Genomic DNA, 17,840 nt, shown 5'->3' with positions numbered 1-17,840 from the left:
CGGATGTCCCCGACGATGTCCCGGACGATGTCCCGGACGTGGTCTGCGAGACCCGGGGGACCTAGTAGACCGGCTTCTCCGGCTCGATCTGGTTGACCCAGCCGATGACCCCGCCGCCGACGTGGACCGCGTCCGAGAAGCCCGCGGACTTGAGCACCGCGAGGACCTCCGCGCTGCGGACGCCGGTCTTGCAGTGCAGGACGATCTTCTTGTCCTGCGGGAGGGTCGCCAGGGCGGTGCCCATCAGGAACTCGTTCTTCGGGATCAGCTTGGCGCCGGGGATCGAGACGATCTCGTACTCGTTCGGCTCCCGGACATCGATGATCTCGATGTTCTCCTTCTCGTCGATCCACTCCTTGAGCTGCTTGGGAGTGATCGTCGAGCCGGCCGCCGCCTCCTGCGCCTCCTCGGAGACGACGCCGCAGAACGCCTCGTAGTCGATGAGTTCGGTGACGGTCGGGTTCGCGCCGCAGACCGCGCAGTCGGGGTCCTTGCGGACCTTGACCTGGCGGTACTGCATCTCCAGGGCGTCGTAGATCATCAGCCGGCCGACCAGCGGGTCGCCGACGCCCGCCAGGACCTTGATCGCCTCGGTGACCTGGATGGAGCCGATGGACGCGCAGAGCACGCCCAGCACGCCGCCCTCGGCGCAGGAGGGGACCATGCCGGGCGGCGGGGGCTCGGGGTAGAGGCAGCGGTAGCAGGGGCCGTGCTCGGACCAGAAGACGCTGGCCTGGCCGTCGAAGCGGTAGATCGAACCCCATACGTACGGCTTGTTCAGCAGCACGCAGGCGTCGTTGACCAGATAGCGGGTGGCGAAGTTGTCGGTGCCGTCCACGATCAGGTCGTACTGCGAGAAGATCTCCATCACGTTCTCGGCCTCAAGCCGCTCTTCGTGAAGGATCACGTTCACATAGGGGTTGATGCCGAGAACGGAGTCACGGGCCGACGCGGCCTTGGAGCGGCCGATGTCGGACTGGCTGTGAATGATCTGACGCTGGAGGTTCGACTCATCGACCTCGTCGAACTCCACGATGCCGAGAGTGCCGACACCGGCCGCGGCCAGATACATCAGGGCGGGGGAACCGAGACCTCCGGCACCCACACAGAGCACCTTCGCGTTCTTCAGCCGCTTCTGCCCGTCCATCCCGACATCCGGGATGATGAGATGACGGGAGTACCTGCGGACCTCGTCGACGGTGAGCTCGGCAGCGGGCTCGACCAAGGGTGGCAGCGACACAGGGACCTCAACTAAGGGGTTGGCCGGTCATTCAGTAAGGTTGTTCTCCCTGTAACACTGCCACGGCCTTCCTCATTCCAAGACACACAGTCCGAGTCGCGAGACGAATTCGTCCCAGAAGCCGGGCAATGTCTCGAAAGGCGTGTTCTCCCCCGTTCGGCCCGGGAGTCCCATTGAGTCCGGGAGTCGCAGTGAGTCCGGGAGTCCCGTTGGGTCGGGGAGTCCCTTCCCTGCAGGGATGTCCGTACGGGCAGGGAGCGAGTCCGTGAAGAAGACCGTCCCGGCGCCCTGCCAGCGGGCGACGCGCAGCGCCTCGTCGAGATGGCCGCGCGGCACCCCGTGGACGAGATGGACGAAGCGCTCCGGCGGGTACTCCGCGGTCCACGCCGGCGCCTGCGACCAGCGGTAGTCGGTCCACGGCCCGGAGAAGGTCACCGACTGGTCGGCGGCGTCCAGGTATCCGGGGTGCGGATGGATCCCGTGCCCGAGGACGATGTAGCCGCCGTCCCGCGCGCTGTCGGGGGCCCCGTCGAGCAGCGCCTCCAGGGCCGCGGTCGTCCGCCGTACCCAGGGCAGCTCCGCCCGCCCCGCCGGGCAGCGGCCGAGGTAGAAGCCGCCGACCCGGTACCAGCCGAGGAAGTGCCGGGCGTCGGCGACGATCTCCGCCATGGGGCGGCCCCCGTACGCCAGGTCCAGATGGCCGAGGACGCGGAGCCGCGCGTTGGTGAGCCGCCCCGCGGCGTCGAGGCAGTGCGGGTCGGGGCGGTCGCCGGGGCCGTTCGCGACGTTGAGGACGGCCCAGTGCAGCGGGGTGGAGGGGCGGGTCAGCTCGGCCCACTCGACGGGTGCGACCAGGGGGTGCGCGTAGCCGGGGGCGCCGAGACCGAGCCGGGCCGTCCGGGCCGCGGGCGGCCCCTGAACGCCGGGGGGAGGGTGCGCGTGCCGGGGGGTCAGATACGACATGCCGCCTCCATCCAGATGTCGGCGAGGGATTCCTCCAGATTGATCCGGGGACGCCAGCCGAGCCGGTCGCGCGCGGTCCGTACGTCGGCCTGCTGCCAGGCGCCGCAGCCGTCGGGGTACGGGAACGGTCCGGCCCCCAGGTGCTCGGCCACCGTCTCGGCGCGGGGGGCGCCGATGGTGGGGTGCCCGGGGCGCAGTCCGGCCGGGCCCTGGGGCAGGTCGAGTTCGTTGAGGGCGCCGGCGAACCCGGCGACCCGCGCGAGTACGGCGGCGGCGTCCCTGAGCTTCACGGCGCGGCCGGTGCCGATGTTGACGATGCCCTGGGCTGCGGAGAGCGAGGCGGCGTGCACGGCGCGCGCCACATCGCGTACGTCGACGAAGTCGCGCTGCACGCCGAGGCCGCCGAGCTTCAGCTCGCCGTCGCCGGACTGCATGGCCCGGCGCATCGCCTCGGCGAGCCGGCCGAGCGGGGAGCCCGCCGGGGTGCCGGGGCCGACGGGCGAGAAGACCCGGAGGACGATCGCGTCGAGCCCGGAGCCGAGGACCAGCTCGGACGCGGCGAGCTTGGAGACGCCGTACGGGCCGCCGGGGCGGGGCACCGCGTCCTCGGCGGTCGACGAGCCCTGCGGGGAGGGGCCGTACTCGGAGGCGCAGCCGAGCTGGACGAGCCGGGCGCCGCAGCCGCTGCGGCGCAGGGCCTCGCAGACGGTGGCGACGGCGACGGTGTTGTGCCGGGTGAGTTCGCGGGCGCCGCCGCGGGTGGCTCCGGCGCAGTTGATGACCACTCCGGGGTGGACGGCGTCCAGGAAGCGGGTGAGCGCCCCGGGACTGCCCCCGGCGAGGTCGAACCGTACGTCGGCGTCGTCGCCGCGGCCGAGCGCGGTCAGGTGGACGGCGGGGTCGGCGAGCAGCCGGTCGGCCACGAAGCGGCCGAGGAAACCGTTGGCGCCGAGCAGCAGGACCCTCATCGCGCGCCCCCTTTGCGCGGACGGGCCGTCGCGGGGGCCGGTACTGGGGATTGCCGGGTCATGTCGTGCGTCTCCTTCTGTCCCTGGATACAGGGCTTCTGTCGGGGCGGGGTGTGTGAGAGGGGCGGGGTGTGCGGGCTGGTGTGCGGGCTCAGGTGTGGGCCGAGGCCCGGGAGAGGGCGACGGCGGCGTGGACGAGGAGGCCGAGGGCGGCGGCGCCGCAGGCGAGGGCGGGGACGGCGGCCGGGCCCGCGGCCTGGACGAGCCCCCGGACGGGCACGGCGAGGGCGTCGCAGCCGGGGATACGGCCGGCGAGCACGGACGCGCAGGCCAGGACCTCCAGGGCGCAGGCGGTGGCGAGCCCGGTGGCCGCGGATTCGGGGAAGCCGTGGACGGTGAGGAGCCGGGCCAGCAGGAACAGGGTGCCGAGGGTGACGGTGGGGGCGAGGGCCCCGTGCTCGGCGTGGAGCAGATTGGTCAGCGGGGTCAGCACGGCGAGGACACAGGCGTACAGCCCGACGACGCCGAGGAGCAGCGGGCGCGCCCGGGCGGCGAAGTCGGCCAGATCCCGGCTGGCGGTGAGTCCGCGGCGCGCCCGCACGGAGAAGAGGCGGGCGCACCAGGCGGCGGGCGCGATGGCGACGGCGAGCGTCACCAGGGGCGTCGCGGTGGCGGGCCAGGGTCCGTGGGGCCCGCCGTCGAGGAGCGCGGCGAGGAGGCCGTCGCCGCAGAGCAGATAGCCGAGCAGGGCATACGTCCAGAGCCCGGCGGCGGGTACGGTGCGGCCCGGGGCGCGCAGAGGGCCGCGGCGGAGGCAGACGGACACGGCGCCGGAGAGTGCGAGCGTGCCCGCCAGTGCTGTCGCGAGCTGCCCCTGCCCGGTGCTGTGCTCCAGACCGGCGAGGGTGAGGGAGGCGAGGGCGCCGGGCAGCAGCACGACCCCCGCCCACCCGGCCCGGGCGGCCCGCCCGCGGCTCTCGGTACCACCGCCGAGGCGGCTCGACGTACGGCTTTCTGTACGGCCCGCGGTACTGCCCTCCGTAAGGCCTTCCGTACGGCCCTCCGTACGGCTCCTGGTACGACTGCCCGTCAGGCCCTCGGCAAGGCCCCCGACGGGACGATCCGCGCCGTGCCCGTGGTCGCCGTGGTCGCCGTGATGCCCGTGGCCGGCGGCGTCCCGGTGGCCGGCCCGGCGGCCGGTGTCCTGCGGGACGCGTGCGTACAACTCCTCGGCGAGTGAGAAGACGTCCCGGTGCCGGAAGCGCGCGGCCGTGCGGTCGGTGATCCCGTGGGCTTCGAGCCCGGCGGCGATCTCCAGCGGATCGACGGCCCGCTCGCAGAGCCCGCGGTGCCGGTGCAGCAGCGCCTTGACGGGGTCCGCGGACCTCCGTCGTCCGGCTCCCTTCCCGCTGTCCGTACGCGGGTGGCCGGTGTCAGACATCGTGGTCCCCCGCTCCGGCGCCCGCCCCTACCCGTTCCGCCGGGGCGGACGGCCCGTCCGGTCGGCGGCGGACCGCCGTCCAGTGGCCCGGGACACGGGTCTCGGCCGGATGGGCGAAGGGGACGGGGGCTCCGTCGGCGTCCACCGAGTCGGCCGGGCGGCGCCCGGGGGCGTGCGAGATGAGTTCGAGGTAGAGCGCGCGGAACGCCGCCAGGTTCTGCTCGACGGTGAAGAGTTCCAGCGCGCGGGCGCGGGCCGCGGCCCCCAGGCGGGCACGGCGCTCGGGGTCGCGCAGCAGCCCCACGCACGCGTCCGCGAGCGCCCGCGGATTGCGCGGGGGGACGACGAGACCCGTACCGCCGATGACCTCGACGACCGCCCCGACGTCCGTCGAGACCGTCGCGCGCCCGCAGAACATCGCCTCGATCAGGCTGATCGGGAAGCCCTCGACCACGCTGGACAGCACGACCAGGCCGGCCGAGGCGTAGACGTCCGGCAGGTCGGGTGCCTCGGGGCCGCCGATCTCCTCGAAGGAGACCGGGTTGTCGCCGACGGCGTGCGCGTCGGCCGCCTCGTCGGGGAAGAGGTGGGCGGCCAGTCCCCGGCAGTGCGCGAGGTACGCCGCGCCCTCCGCGTCCCGCACCGGGGCGCTGACGATGCGCAGCCGGGTGCCCGGCTCCGCCCTGCGGATCGCGGCGAAGGCGTGCAGGAGCGAGATCAGGTCCTTCGCGGGTTCGATCCTGCCGATCCAGACCAGCGTCGCCGGATCGCCCGCGCCGTCGGGGTCGTCCGCGACCGCCGCGAACCGCTCCGCCTCCATCCCCGGGTAGACGGTCCGCAGCTTGGCGCGGTCGGCGCCGCACCGCTCCTGCCAGCGGCGGGCGTGCAGGTTGCCGGGGGTGATGGCGCCCGCCTGGCGGTAGGTCTCGGCGGCGAGCCGCCGGTGGAACGCGGCGAGCAGGGCGCGTACCGGCGCGCCGGAGGCGGTGTCCGCGTCCGCCGTCGCCAGGTAGTGCGCCCGCAGCCGCACGCCGTACTCGGTGAGGAGCAGCGGCACCCCGAAGAAGCGTTTGGCCAGCAGCCCCGGCAGGGCGGCCGGGCCGCCGGAGGCGGCGTGGCAGAGGTCGACCGCGCCCAGCCCGTCGTCCTCGCCGTACCAGTCGAGCGAGAGGGGGCGCAGCGCGCGCTCCAGATGGTCGGCGAAGGCGAGGAAGTCGGGCACGGTCGCGGTCCCTGCGCTCCGGCGTGCGCCGGGTGCCCGGCAGGCCGACTCCAGCAGTCGTACGGCGGTCTCCGAGCGGAGCGCCGCGTAGAGCCCGCCGCGCTCCCGGCCGAGGTCGGCCAGCCCGTACAGCCCCTCGGCGAAGGCCTCTTCGCTCCCCGTGCCGTCCGGACCGCCGTCGGCGCAGATCGCCTCGGCCAGCCGCCCGAAGTGGAGCGCGAACCGGCGCCGGTCGCGCCGTCCGTAGCCGTGGCCGTCGTCGGCCGGCGCCCAGAGCGGGGCGGTGCGCACCCGCTCGGCCGGAACGTGGGACGGCAGCAGGACCCAGCCGCTCCGCTCCTGCCGGGCGCTGCGGCTGAGTGCGTAGATGTGGAACTCGTGCGGTGCGAGCCCGCGTACGAGCCGGTCGCACCAGAGCCTGGACTCACCGGTCGCATACGGATAGCCACCGTCCGTGAGCAGTCCGATCCGCACGAGCGCACCCCCGATCTCCCTTGTGGGCGGCCGCCGTTGATCGGCGGCACGCAGACGGGACGACCGTAAACGGACAACCGGGTGGTACGACGGACGGTTGTCCGTCGCACCACCGGAAGGGGTGAATGCACGTAACTTTCTCGTAGCGGTGGCGTTCTGTGGCGCTACGAAAACGGATGCTTACGTACGGCGAACCTCGTGGGTCGGGTCAGCGCGGCTTCCCCGCGGGTGCGAAACGGAACCTCACGGGTCAGGCAAGGGCCGCCTCCCCGGCGGGCGCGACGGGTGCCGGAAGCTCCCTGCGGGCCGCTCGGCGGGCCGCGGCGAGCCCCGGGTCGAGCGCCGGGACGGCGGCCAGGAGCTGCTTCGTGTACGCCTCGGAGGGCGCCCCGTAGACCTCCTCGACCGTGCCCTGTTCGACGATCCTGCCGTCCTTCATGACGGCGATCCGGTCGCTGACCTGCCGTACGACGGCGAGGTCGTGCGCGATGAAGACCAGCGCGAGGCCCAGCTCCCGCTGGAGCTCCGCGAGGAGCGCGGTGACCTGCGCCTGGGTCGTCACGTCGAGCGCGGAGACGGGCTCGTCGCAGACGATCAGCCGGGGCTCGGCGGCGAGCGCGCGGGCGATCCCGACGCGCTGGCGCTGTCCGCCGCTGAACTCGTGCGGGTACCGGTCGTACCGGTCGGGGTCGAGCCCGACCCGCTCCAGCAGCCCCCGTACCCGCTCGACGGTCTCCCGCTCGTCCAGCACCCCCGCGGCCCGCAGCGGGTCCGCGACGGACTCGCCCACCGAACGGCGCGGGTTGAGCGACGAGACCGGGTCCTGGAAGATCATCTGGAGTTCGCGGCGGTAGGGCCGCAGCTCCTTCTCGGACGCCGTGCCGATCTCCGTGCCCCGGTAGCGCAGGGTCCCGGCGGTCGGGTCGAGCAGCCGTACGAGCATCCGGCCCAGCGTGGTCTTGCCGCTGCCCGACTCACCGACGATGCCCAGGGTCTCCCCCGGCGCGACGGTGAGCGAGACCCCGTCCACGGCGGTGACGGTCCGACGGCCGCGCCGGAACTCCCGGCGCAGGCCCGCCGCTTCGATCAGCGGCCCGTCTTCGATCAGCGGCCCGCCGGTGCCCCGGGCGGACGCACCGCCCGGCGCGCGCTCGACCGGCGCGTCCACCCGGGGCACCGCCGAGAGCAGGGTGCGGGTGTACGTGTCCTTCGGCGCGCCCAGGACGTCCGCGACGCCCCCGCGCTCGATCTCGCGCCCGTGCCGCATCACCAGCACCTCGTCGACGCTCTCCGCCGCGACCCCCACGTCATGGGTGACCAGCAGCAGCCCCATGCCCGTCTCGCGGCGCAGGTCGTGGAGGAGGTCGAGGATCTGCGCCTGGACGGTCACGTCGAGCGCCGTGGTGGGTTCGTCCGCGATCAGCAGGCGCGGCTCACAGGCCAGCGCCATCGCGATCAGCGCGCGCTGGCGCATTCCGCCGCTGAACTCGTGCGGCCGGGAGCGCGCGCGGCGCGCGGCGTCGGGGATGCCCACGCGGTCCAGCACCTCGACCGCCCGCGCACGCGCCGCGCGCCGGGTGGCGTCGGTGTGGACGCGGTAGACCTCCGCGATCTGGTCGCCCACCGCGTAGTACGGGTCCAGCGAGGAGAGCGGGTCCTGGAAGACCATCGCGGCCACCGCGCCGCGCAGCGCGCGCAGTTCGCGGTCGGTGGCGGTGCCGATGTCCGTACCGGCGACCCGGACCGTACCGCCGACGCGCGCGCCGGTCCCCCGGTGCAGCCCGAGGAGCGCGCCCGCGACGGTGCTCTTGCCGCTGCCGGACTCGCCGACCAGGCCGATCGCCCGGCCCGCGGTGAGCGAGAAGGAGAGCCCGTCCACGGCGCGCACGGTGTCGTCGGCGCCCGCCGTGAAGTCGACGGTCAGGCCCTCGACGAGGACCAGCGGCTCCGTGGCGGAAGCCCCGGAAGCCCCGGGAGTGCCGGAAGCCCTGGGAGCCCCGGAACTGCCGGAAGCCCCGGGGGTCGCAGAAGTCGTACGCGTCACAGGAGAGCCACCCTTCGGTCGGCCACGGCGTACAGCAGGTCCGCCACGACATTGGCCAGTACGACGGCCGCTCCGGTCACCAGCACCACGCCCACCACCACCGGCAGATCGACGTCCCGCACCGAGTCGATCAGCGTCTTGCCGACACCGGGGATGCCGAACAGGGTCTCGGTGAGCACCGCGCCGCCGATCACCGTGCCGAAGTCGTTCGCGTTGAGCGCGATGACCGGCGGCAGGGCGCCGCGCAGCGCGTGCCGCCCGACGACCGCGCGCTCCCCGACCCCGTAGGCGCGGAAGGTGCGGATATGGTCCTCGGCCAGCGTCTCCAGGGTCGAACTCCGCGTCAACCGCGCGTATTTCGCGCTCTCGAACAGCCCGAGCGTGAGCCAGGGCAGCAGCATGTTCCACGCCCACTGCTCGGGGTCGTCGCTCAGCGGTACGTACGACGGGAACGGCAGCCACTGGAGGTACGCGCAGACCACCATCAGGAGCAGCAGGCCCAGGATGAAGACGGGCGTGCCGGTCCCGGCGAGGGTGAGCACGGTCAGCGCGCGCTCGGTGATCCCGCCGCGCCGCAGCGCGGAGAGCAGCCCGGTGCCGACCCCGATGACCAGCCAGACGACCATCGCGCCGACGGCGAGGGAGACCGTCGCGGGCAGCCGCTCCAGGATGAGCTGGGTGACCTGCTGGTCGGTCTTGTACGAGAAGCCGAGGCAGGGCGCGTCGCAGTGGAGCACCGAGGTGCCGGTGGAGTAGTCGCGCCCGGCGACGATGCCGCGCAGGAAGTGCCCGTACTGCGCGAAGACCGACTGGCCGAGGCCGAGGCGTTCGCGCACCTGGTCGACCTGCTGGGTCGAGCAGCGCTCGCCGCAGGCGAGCCGGGCCGGGTCGCCGGGCGCCAGGTAGAAGAGCGCGTAGACGGCGATCGACAGCACGAGCAGGACCAGGAGCGCGCCGGCGAGCCGTTTGATCAGATAGCGCGTCATGAGGCGGTGTCCTTGAGGGGGGTACGGGTCTTCCCGGACGTACGGGCCTTGCCGGACGTACGGGTGCGCTCACGCGTCCCGACCCGGAGCCGGCTGGCCTCGCGCGGGTCGAGCGCCGTACGTACCGCGTCGCCCAGCACGGTGAAGGCGAGCACGGTCACGAAGAGCAGACCGGCGGGGAGCAGGACGTACATCGGGTCGGCGCGGAACCAGGTCTGCGCGGTCGACAGCATCACGCCCCACGACGGCGTCGGCGGTTTGACGCCGACGCCGAGGAAGGACAGCGACGCCTCGATGACGATGTTGGTGGGGAGCAGGATCGCCGCGTACGTGATGACGGGCGCCGCGAGCGAGGGCAGCAGTTCGCGACGTGCCACGCGCAGCCGCCCCGAGCCGCCGAGCCGGGCCGCGGCCACGAAGTCGAGCTGCTTCAGGGTGAGGGTCTGCGCCCGTACGATCCGCGACGTACCGCCCCAGTTGAGCAGGCCGATGACGAGGATCAGCAGCAGCGGGCGGGGGAAGTCCTGGGGCACGACGGCCGTCAGGGCGATGGCGAGCACCAGCATCGGCAGCGCGATCATCACATCGGTGACCCGGCTGAGAAAGCTGTCCAGCCACCGGTTGCCGAGACCGGCCGCGAGGCCGACGGTGACACCGATCGCCACCTGGACGACGGTGGCACCGACGGCGACGAGCAGCGAGATCCGGGCGCCGTAGAGCAGCCGTACGAACAGGTCGCGCCCGGTGCCGGGTTCGACACCGAGCCAGTGGTCGGCGCTCACCCCGCCGAACGAGCCGTGGGGCACGCCGCCGCGCGCCGAGTCGACGAGCGAGTCGTGGTACGTGTTCGGGTCCTGGCCCTCCAGCGCGGCGAGCAGCGGCGCGGCGAGCGCCAGCACCACGAGCAGCACGAGGACGCCCCCGGCCACCAGGGCCGAGGGGCGTCCGCGCAGCCGTCGCCAGACCTGGCCGGCGCCGGAGGAGGGAGCGGCCGGGGCGGGGGCCGAGGTGCCCGCCGCCCCCGCCGCCACCGGATCGGGAGCGGTACTCACTTGACCGCGACCTGCGAGATGTCGAGGACGCCGGTCCAGTCGCTGATCACGATGTTCTTGACGTCCTTGCCGTAGAGCCGCTTGTAGACGGGGTGGAAGAGCGGCACGTCGAGGGCCTGCTCACCGATCTTCTTGTCGAGCGCGCCCCAGCGCTTCGCGGCGGCGGAGAGGTCGGTCAGCTTGTTGATCTCGTCGATCTCCTTGTTGACCGCCGCGTCGTCGAACTGCGCGTGGTTGAAGTTGGAGCCGTCCTTGACGATCTGCCGTCCGTCGAAGATCGGCGCCAGGAACGGGCCGCCGGACGGCCAGTCGGCGCCCCACCGGGAGAGGAAGAAGCCGGGCGCGTTCTTGACGCTCCAGCGGGCCTCGTTGAAGGCGTTCGGCTCCAGTCCCACGAGCTTGACGGTGATGCCCGCCTTCTTGAGCCCTTCCTGGACGGCAGTGGCGACCTCGGGGCTGGTCTCGCGGTTCTGCGCGGTGGAGTGGATGAGGGAGATGGTCAGCCCGTCGGGGTGGCCGGCCTCCTTCAGCAGCTCCTTGGCCTTGGCCGGGTCGCCCGTCTTGCCGGCCGGGAAGTGGTCGTACGGCGTGTAGCCGAACGCCTTCTGCTCGGGCAGGAAGGTGGTGGCGGGCTCGGCGAGCGCGGAGCCGCCGGCCGCGTTGATCACGCTGGTGCGGTTGATGGCGTACGAAATCGCCTGGCGCACCTTCGGGTTGTCGAACGGCTTCACCTTCGGGTTGAAGGCGAGGTAGTTCGTGTAGCCGAAGTGGCCGGTGCCGACGCGGGCGGCGAGCGCCTTGTCGCTGCCGACCTCGGCCAGCTCGGCGGGGCCGAGGTTGGTGTCGGTGGTGATGGCGGCGGCGTCGGCGCCCGAACTGGTGGCGAGCCGCTGGTTGATGACGGCGGAGTCGAGTCCGGCCTTGACGTCGATCTTGTCGGGGTAGGCGTGGCGCTGGTCGTCGGTCTTCTCGGACCAGTGCGGGTTGCGCTCCAGCACCATGTGCTGGCCGTCGCCCTCGTTCTTGACAACCTTGTACGGGCCCGAGGAGAACGGGTGCTCCTCGTACTTGGCGCCCTTGTCCTTGGCCTTGGGCACCGGCGCGAACTGCGTCTGGGTGGCGACGAAGGGGAAGTCGCCCTCGGGCTTGTTCAGCTTGAAGACGATGGTGCGGGCGTCGGGCGTCTCGATCGAGGCGAGCCCCTTAGGGTCCTTGTACGGACCCTGGTACTCGGCGCCGCCGATCAGCCAGTCGCGCAGGTAGGGGGCGCCGCCGGAGAGTTCGGCGGCGAAGGAGCGCTCGATGCCGTACTTGATGTCGGCGGTGGTGATCGGAGAGCCGTCCTCGAACTTCAGCCCCTCTTTGAGGGTGTACGTCCACTCGGTGGCGTCGGCGTTGGGGCGGCCCGTGTCGGTGGCGAGGTCGGGGACGACCTTGGTGCCGGCCGCGCCGTCCTCCCGGTTGCGGGTGGTCAGCGTACGGAAGACCAGCGAGGGGACGTTGCCGCCGCCGGAGGTGTAGAGGCGCGCCGGGTCGAAGTCGGCCTGCGCCTCGGTGTTGAGCACCGAGAGCGTGCCGCCCTTCTGGGGCTTGCCCTGGGCCGAGCCGTCGCTCTTGGCATCGTTGTCCTGGGGGCCCGCGCAGGCGGCGGCGCCCGCTGTCACGGCCAGGGTGACGGCTGCCGCGGCCACGCGGCGGGTGATGACGGACGGTTGACGCATCGGAAGAAGCCTCTCGGTGGGCTGCGCGCACGGCGTGCACAGAGTGACGGAGTGCACAAGGGTGACAGGAGCGGGCGGGACGGGAACAGAGGGCGTGGAGCGCCCGGTGTCCGCGCAGGCGGCAGCGGCGGAGAGGAGAACAGGGAGATCAGGACGCCGCGCCCGCATACGGACGGCAGTACGCCCGGGCACACCGGTCCACCGCGGTGTGTGCGGTGGAAGGGGGCGCGCTCGGGCGGCGTCAGCTACAGAGAATGTCGGCCACGCACAGCGGCGTCACGCCGATGAGCGCGAGCTCAAAGACGGCGTGACGGTAGGCACGTGCGGAGGCGGACGACATGCGGAGAAATATGGATGAGGCAGTGTTCGAATGTCAACGCGGAGTGAGACAGCTCTCTCACCATACGGACGATCACCGAGCCCGCACCGGCGCTCGGCGGGTCTCGCGGGTGCTCTCCGGGGCGGGCTCGGGGCCCCCGGCGCTCCCCGCGGGGGCCGGGGCCGGGGATCACTCGTCCGGGTAGACCCAGGGGTTCGGCCGGCACTTCACACCGTCGATGTCGAGCGTCTTGGTCTGCTGCTGCATCACCGGCGCGAGGGCGCCCGGCGTGCGGCAGTTCACATGGCTGTGGCCGAGCCGGTGGCCGATCTCGTGGTTGATCAGCATCTGCCGGTAGCCGAACATCGCCTTGGCGCCGAAGGTCTCCGCGCCCTGGGCCCAGCGGAAGGCGTTGATCATCACGCGGTCGGTCGCGGCGGAGTCGCAGGACACGTTGTCGATGCTCGTGTCGAGTCCGGACTTCGCACACCAGACCGCCGTGGTCCCCGGGCTCGCCAGGGTGATGACGAAGTCGGGCTCGCCGCTGGAGATGCGTTCGAAGGCCATCTCGCCGTTGTGCGCCCAGCTCCGCCGGTCGTTCAGGGTCTTCTGGACGGCCTCCGCGAACAGCGCCCCGTCCAGGCCGAGTCCGTTCTCGATGTCCACGCGGTAGCGGACCTTCTGACCCTTGCCGGGCGCCTTGGCGAGGCCCGGCACGGCGGTGAAGGTGCCCGCCGCCTCCAGCTTCGGATCCAGCGGGAACTGACGGGCCATCATCTGTTCGTACGTCACCCTCGCGGCCGGGGGCTTCGCGTCGCCCTCTCCGGTCTCGGGGGCGTTCCGGTCGTCGGAGCGCGAAGCGCCGTCGCCGTTCTCGTCCGCCCGGTCGATCCCCTCGGCCGCCCGCGCGCCGGACGGGTCGGAGCCCGAGCCGGTGACCTGCCCGGCCACCACGACCGCGAGGACGGTGGTCACCGCGGCGGCGGCGATCCCGGTGAGCGCACGGCCCCAGCCGCCTCTGGCGGGCTCCTCCGCGTCCGGCCCCGCCTCGGAGCCTTCAGTGTCGTCGGTGGCATCGGGGCCGCCGCGCGCCGCGCCCGTACCGTCGCCGCCCCGGGCGCCGGGCTTCGGCACGGGCCGGGGCACCGGGGTGGCGGCCGGAGCGGCGACGGCGTCGAACGCGTCCACGAACTCCTTGCGCGGGCCCGGGATCAGCGGCGTCGACGTACCGCCCACGCCGCGCGGCGCCGCGCCCCGCGGGTCGCCGTAACGGCGTTCGCCGCCCCAACCGCCCCCGGACTCACGCTGCTCGGGATGGCCGCCCCGCACCTGCGGGGCGCCGTGCGCGGGGGTGCCGTACACAGGAGTCCCGTGTACGGGGGTGCCGTGCGCGGGAGTTCCGTGCTGCTCCTGCTCCTGCGCGTGGTCCTCGCCGGGGCCCCGGCGGCGGCCCTTCCCCGGCCCCTCCCGGTCCTGCCCGGGTCCACCTGCCGCGAGGTCGCCCGCACCCGGCGAGCCCTGGGGTACGGGGCCTTTGCGGCTGTGTCGTCCCACGCCCCGGATCAGCTCCTGCCGTGTTCGTCGATCGTCTCTGCATCCGAGCCGGATGCCGAATCGGATGACGGCCCCGGTTCCGATTCGGTTCCCGGGCCGGTCTTCGGGCGGTTCTCGTCGATGAGGTCCCGGCACGCCTGGGCGACCTGCCGCGGGTACTCCATCATGGCGACGTGCCCCGCGTCGGGGAGCGTCAGGAGCCGCGAGTCGCGGAAAGCGGCCGAGGCCCGGCGGGCCATACGGTACGAGACGAGCTGATCCCGCCCGCCGTAGACGAGCAGGGTCGGTGCCAGTACCCGTTCGGCCTGCCGCCACAGCGCGTGCTGTCCGCCCAGTGTGTACGCGTCGACGATACCGCGCGCGGAGCCCGTCATCGCCTCCCAGAAATGTGGCAGTTGAAGCCGGCGCTCCATCTCCGCCGCCGCGCGGCGCACATCCTCGTCCGCGACGGCGGAGGGGTTGCCGTAACAGAGCTCCATCACCCCGCGGGTGCGCTGCTCCGCCGTCCACTCCCGGGTCAGCCTGCCGAAGAGCCCGGCGACCCCCGGGACCGCGAGCAGCGCGGTGGGCAGCGCGGTGCGCTGCACCCGGACCTCCGGCAGCGCCGGGGAGATCAGCGTGAGTGTCCGCACCAGATCGGGCCGGGCGGCGGCCACCCGCGTCGCGACGGCGCCGCCGAGGGAGTTGCCGAAGAGATGCACAGGGGCGCGCCCGCCCGCGTCCAGCAGCCGGATCACCGCGCGGGCGTGCGCCGCGATGGAGTAGTTGCCGTCGGACGGCGGGGGCGAGTCCCCGAAGCCGGGCAGATCGACGGCCTCGCCGTCGATCAGGTCCGCGAGGTACGGCATCAGCGCCGACCAGTTCTGCGACGAGCCGCCGAGCCCGTGCACGTACAGCCCCGGCGCGGCTCCGGGTCCGGTCGCGGGCCGCGACCGGACGGTCAGGGTGAGCCCGGGCAGGGTGACGGAGCGCAGCTCCTCCCCCTCCGCGACCCGTACGGGACTCACCTTCGGAGCCACGGCGGCGGCTACGGTTTCCGGCAGCTCGGTCGACGACATGCGGCAATGTTACGAGACGATCACGCCGTGATTCACGTGTTCGCCGTCACAGGCCGTATGGCGCATGGCACCCCTGGCTTCTAGGCTCGGAGGGAGAGAAAGGGGGCCGGTATGAGAGTCGATCCCACGGACCCCGACACCTTCGAGCCGGAACACCGGTCCGGCCGGAGCGCCGGGGCGGCCGACGAGGTCCCGGAGGCCGACGCCGCCGAGCAGCGCAGGGAGGTGCGGCGGGGCCGTGACGAACCGCTGACGCACATCGACCCGGACACGGCGAGTGAGGGCGACGCCGCCGACCAGGCGAGAACGGTGGATCTGGGCGACGAAGAGGACTATCGCTGACCTGGGCTTTCCCCGGCCGGGCAGCGCACCGCGCCCGGCCCGGCTACCGTACGCGTCCGGTCCGTGAAATTCTGCCTCCTCACCACGCGCGGCCGGGTTACCCAAAAGTACGATGGCGGGGCGGCGCACTATGCGCACACAAACGAATTTTGGGAGGCGGCGTGACAGCCATAGAGCAGACCGAGGCGGCGCGCCCGCGAGGCACCCGCCTGCCGCGTCGCGCCCGGCGCAACCAGTTGCTGGGCGCCGCACAGGAAGTGTTCGTCGCGCAGGGGTACCACGCGGCCGCGATGGACGACATCGCCGAGCGCGCGGGCGTCAGCAAGCCCGTGCTCTACCAGCACTTCCCCGGAAAGCTGGAGCTGTACCTCGCCCTGCTGGACCAGCACTGCGAGGCGCTGCTGCTGGCGGTCCGCACGGCGCTGGCGTCGACGACGGACAACAAGCTGCGCGTCGAGGCGACGATGGACGCGTACTTCGCGTACGTGGAGGACGAGGGCGGCGCGTTCCGCCTGGTCTTCGAGTCGGACCTGACCAACGAGCCGGCCGTGCGCGAGCGCGTGGACCGGGTCGCACTGCAGTGCGCCGAGGCGATCTCGGACGTCATCGAGGAGGACACCGGGCTCTCCAAGGAGGAGTCCATGCTGCTGGCCGTGGGCCTCGGCGGTGTCTCCCAGGTGGTCGCCCGCTACTGGCTCTCCAGCGAGTCCCAGATCCCCCGCGAACAGGCCGTCCGGCTGCTCACCTCGCTGGCCTGGCGCGGTATCGCCGGCTTCCCGCTGCACGGCAGCGAGCAGCACTGAGCGGGGCGCCGGGTCCGGCGCCGCCCCGGCCGTGTTCGCTGCGGGCGTGCCCCCGCGGCGCCTTCCGGAGGGTCGCTCCGGGCTAATGTGTGCTGCGTACCGCGCGGCTGGCCGCGCAACGCAGACCGTTCGGAGGGACATAGCCGTGGAGGTCAAGATCGGCGTGCAGCACACGCCCCGCGAGATCGTTCTGGAGAGCGGGCAGTCCGCCGAGGAGGTCGAGCGAGCCGTGTCCGCGGCGCTGGCCGGCAAGGCGCAGTTGCTCAGCCTCACAGACGACAAGGGGCGCAAGGTGCTCGTACCGGCCGAGCGGATCGCGTACGTGGAGATCGGTGAGCCGGCGGCACGGCGGGTGGGCTTCGGCAACCTGTAGCCGCTGTCGTCGACCGACAGGAGAAGTGGCCCGGCGGGATTCCCGCCGGGCCACTTCGCGGTGGTGAGGGTTGTTCCGGGTGACCGCCGGGTAGTGACGTGACGGGCCGTGAGGTCCGGACCGCGTACCCACCCCTCGGTGTTGTGAGGTGATCGGCAGTGATCCTGGTAATCCTCGGATCGGTCCTGCTCGGACTCGGTCTGTCGTGGGCCGCCGCCCACCACCTGGCCGACCGGCTGCCCGCGCTCCGTACGGTGTACGCGGCGGGCCCGCTCGGCGCCCTCTTCGGCGCGTACGTGACGCACATGGCGCTCGGCACCGGCCATGTCATGGCGACCCTCGTGGGGGCCCTCCTGGTCGCCGCCGTGCTGCTCTCGCTGCTGCTGCGCCCGGCGGGCCGCCCGCTGCACCGCGCCATACCGTCCTGACGCGGACGGGCCGGCCCGCCGGAAAAAGGCGGGCCGGGTCAGGCGGCCAGTCCGAGCGCGGCCATCCGCTTCGTGTGCGCCTCGGTGATCCGGGAGAACATCCGGCCGACCTCCGCGAGGTCGAAGCCGTCGGCCACCCCGCCCACCAGCATCGTGGAGAGCGCGTCCCGGTCGGCCACCACCCGCTGGGCCTGCGAGAGCGCCTCGCCCATCAGACGGCGGGCCCAGAGCGCGAGCCGGCCGCCGACGCGCGGCTCCGCCTCGATCGCGGCCCGCACCTTCTCCACGGCGAAGTTGCCGTGCCCGGTGTCGTCCAGCACGGCGAGCACCAGCGCGCGGGTGTCGGTGTCGAGGCGGGCCGCGACCTCGCGGTAGAAGTCACTGGCGATCGAGTCGCCCACGTACGCCTTGACCAGGCCCTCCAGCCAGTCGGACGGAGCCGTCAGGTGGTGGAAGTCGTCCAGCGCCTTGGCGAACGGCTCCATCGCCTCGGTCGGCTCGGCGTCGATCGCCCGCAGCCGGTCGTTCAGCTGCTCGAAGTGATGGAATTCGGCGGCGGCCATCTTGGCCAGCGCCGCCTTGTCCGCCAGGGTCGGCGCGAGCTTGGCGTCCTCGGCGAGCCGCTCGAAGGCCGCCAGCTCGCCGTAGGCGAGCGCCCCCAGCAGATCCACGACCGCCGCGCGGTACTGCGGCTCGGCCGAGGCCGTCGCCCAGTCCTGGGCGGCGATAACGGTCGGCGCAGTCGGCTCGGAGGGGTTCGTGGGGTCGTCGGCTCCGGCTGCGGGCGCGGTGGCGTTGTCGGGCGTCTCCATGAGGGGCACAATAGCCCGCCCGGCCGAGGGTGTAAGGGCC

The 17,840-nt window shown here is 72.9% G+C and carries 17 protein-coding genes; 4 read left to right on the top strand and 13 right to left on the bottom strand.

Going from position 1 to position 17,840, the window contains the following annotated elements:
* Positions 1-61 precede the first annotated feature (61 nt).
* The 12 genes from moeZ to AB0P17_RS18250 all read right to left on the bottom strand — a co-directional run bounded on the left by moeZ (position 62) and on the right by AB0P17_RS18250 (position 15,042).
* Positions 62-1,240 (bottom strand): adenylyltransferase/sulfurtransferase MoeZ, encoded by a 1,179-nt coding sequence (moeZ, locus tag AB0P17_RS18305; protein ID WP_365812111.1) that lies wholly within the window; start codon positions 1,238-1,240, stop codon positions 62-64.
* Positions 1,241-1,312: 72 nt separating this feature from the next.
* Positions 1,313-2,203 (bottom strand): spherulation-specific family 4 protein, encoded by an 891-nt coding sequence (locus tag AB0P17_RS18300; RefSeq protein WP_365812110.1) that lies wholly within the window; start codon positions 2,201-2,203, stop codon positions 1,313-1,315.
* On the bottom strand, positions 2,191-3,171 hold the full coding sequence (locus tag AB0P17_RS18295; protein ID WP_365812108.1) for an NAD-dependent epimerase/dehydratase family protein: 981 nt from the start codon (positions 3,169-3,171) through the stop codon (positions 2,191-2,193). Before AB0P17_RS18295 ends, AB0P17_RS18300 begins: the two co-directional genes overlap by 13 nt.
* Before the next feature lie 151 nt (positions 3,172-3,322).
* Positions 3,323-4,612, bottom strand: a complete 1,290-nt coding sequence (locus AB0P17_RS18290; protein WP_365812106.1) for a hypothetical protein — start codon at positions 4,610-4,612, stop codon at positions 3,323-3,325.
* Positions 4,605-6,308 carry a DUF3492 domain-containing protein gene (locus AB0P17_RS18285; RefSeq protein WP_365812105.1) on the bottom strand — a complete coding sequence of 568 codons (1,704 nt, stop codon included), beginning with the start codon at positions 6,306-6,308 and terminating at the stop codon, positions 4,605-4,607. Before AB0P17_RS18285 ends, AB0P17_RS18290 begins: the two co-directional genes overlap by 8 nt.
* Positions 6,309-6,558: 250 nt before the next feature.
* Positions 6,559-8,250, bottom strand: coding sequence for an ABC transporter ATP-binding protein (locus AB0P17_RS18280; RefSeq protein ID WP_365812238.1), 1,692 nt, complete (start codon positions 8,248-8,250; stop codon positions 6,559-6,561).
* A gap of 98 nt (positions 8,251-8,348) precedes the next feature.
* Entirely contained in the window at positions 8,349-9,338 is a 990-nt protein-coding gene (locus tag AB0P17_RS18275; protein WP_365812103.1) for an ABC transporter permease, read from the bottom strand.
* Positions 9,335-10,291: an ABC transporter permease gene (locus AB0P17_RS18270; protein ID WP_365812237.1), complete on the bottom strand. Its 957-nt coding sequence runs from the start codon at positions 10,289-10,291 to the stop codon at positions 9,335-9,337. Before AB0P17_RS18270 ends, AB0P17_RS18275 begins: the two co-directional genes overlap by 4 nt.
* A gap of 95 nt (positions 10,292-10,386) precedes the next feature.
* A complete protein-coding gene (locus tag AB0P17_RS18265; protein ID WP_365812102.1) occupies positions 10,387-12,111 on the bottom strand; it encodes an ABC transporter substrate-binding protein in 1,725 nt (574 codons plus the stop codon).
* A 241-nt stretch (positions 12,112-12,352) separates the two neighbouring features.
* The gene (locus AB0P17_RS18260; RefSeq protein ID WP_365812100.1) at positions 12,353-12,451 is read right to left on the bottom strand and encodes an Ms4533A family Cys-rich leader peptide; all 99 of its coding nucleotides are present in this window, start codon (positions 12,449-12,451) and stop codon (positions 12,353-12,355) included.
* A 168-nt stretch (positions 12,452-12,619) separates the two neighbouring features.
* Positions 12,620-13,984, bottom strand: coding sequence for a DUF3152 domain-containing protein (locus tag AB0P17_RS18255; protein WP_365812099.1), 1,365 nt, complete (start codon positions 13,982-13,984; stop codon positions 12,620-12,622).
* An 8-nt stretch (positions 13,985-13,992) separates the two neighbouring features.
* Positions 13,993-15,042, bottom strand: coding sequence for an alpha/beta hydrolase (locus AB0P17_RS18250; protein ID WP_365812096.1), 1,050 nt, complete (start codon positions 15,040-15,042; stop codon positions 13,993-13,995).
* Between the two features lie 111 nt (positions 15,043-15,153).
* On the opposite strand from AB0P17_RS18250, the gene AB0P17_RS18245 reads away from it, so the two are divergent.
* From AB0P17_RS18245 to AB0P17_RS18230, 4 genes are all read left to right on the top strand, one after another.
* Positions 15,154-15,384 (top strand): hypothetical protein, encoded by a 231-nt coding sequence (locus tag AB0P17_RS18245; protein WP_365812094.1) that lies wholly within the window; start codon positions 15,154-15,156, stop codon positions 15,382-15,384.
* A 161-nt stretch (positions 15,385-15,545) separates the two neighbouring features.
* Complete coding sequence (locus tag AB0P17_RS18240) at positions 15,546-16,187, top strand: TetR/AcrR family transcriptional regulator (RefSeq protein ID WP_365812092.1); 642 nt, start codon at positions 15,546-15,548, stop codon at positions 16,185-16,187.
* Between the two features lie 145 nt (positions 16,188-16,332).
* Positions 16,333-16,560: a DUF3107 domain-containing protein gene (locus AB0P17_RS18235; protein ID WP_329829234.1), complete on the top strand. Its 228-nt coding sequence runs from the start codon at positions 16,333-16,335 to the stop codon at positions 16,558-16,560.
* 158 nt (positions 16,561-16,718) lie between these two features.
* Positions 16,719-16,988, top strand: coding sequence for a hypothetical protein (locus tag AB0P17_RS18230; RefSeq protein WP_365812090.1), 270 nt, complete (start codon positions 16,719-16,721; stop codon positions 16,986-16,988).
* 38 nt (positions 16,989-17,026) lie between these two features.
* Here AB0P17_RS18230 and AB0P17_RS18225 read toward each other — a convergent pair whose 3' ends face one another.
* Complete coding sequence (locus AB0P17_RS18225; RefSeq protein ID WP_365812089.1) at positions 17,027-17,809, bottom strand: ferritin-like fold-containing protein; 783 nt, start codon at positions 17,807-17,809, stop codon at positions 17,027-17,029.
* Positions 17,810-17,840 lie beyond the last annotated feature (31 nt).

Origin of the sequence: Streptomyces sp. NPDC088124, assembly GCF_040685895.1 — a bacterium.
Classification (GTDB): domain Bacteria; phylum Actinomycetota; class Actinomycetes; order Streptomycetales; family Streptomycetaceae; genus Streptomyces.
Note: the sequence above shows the minus strand (reverse complement) of the source record. Positions and strands in the feature narration are given on the sequence as shown.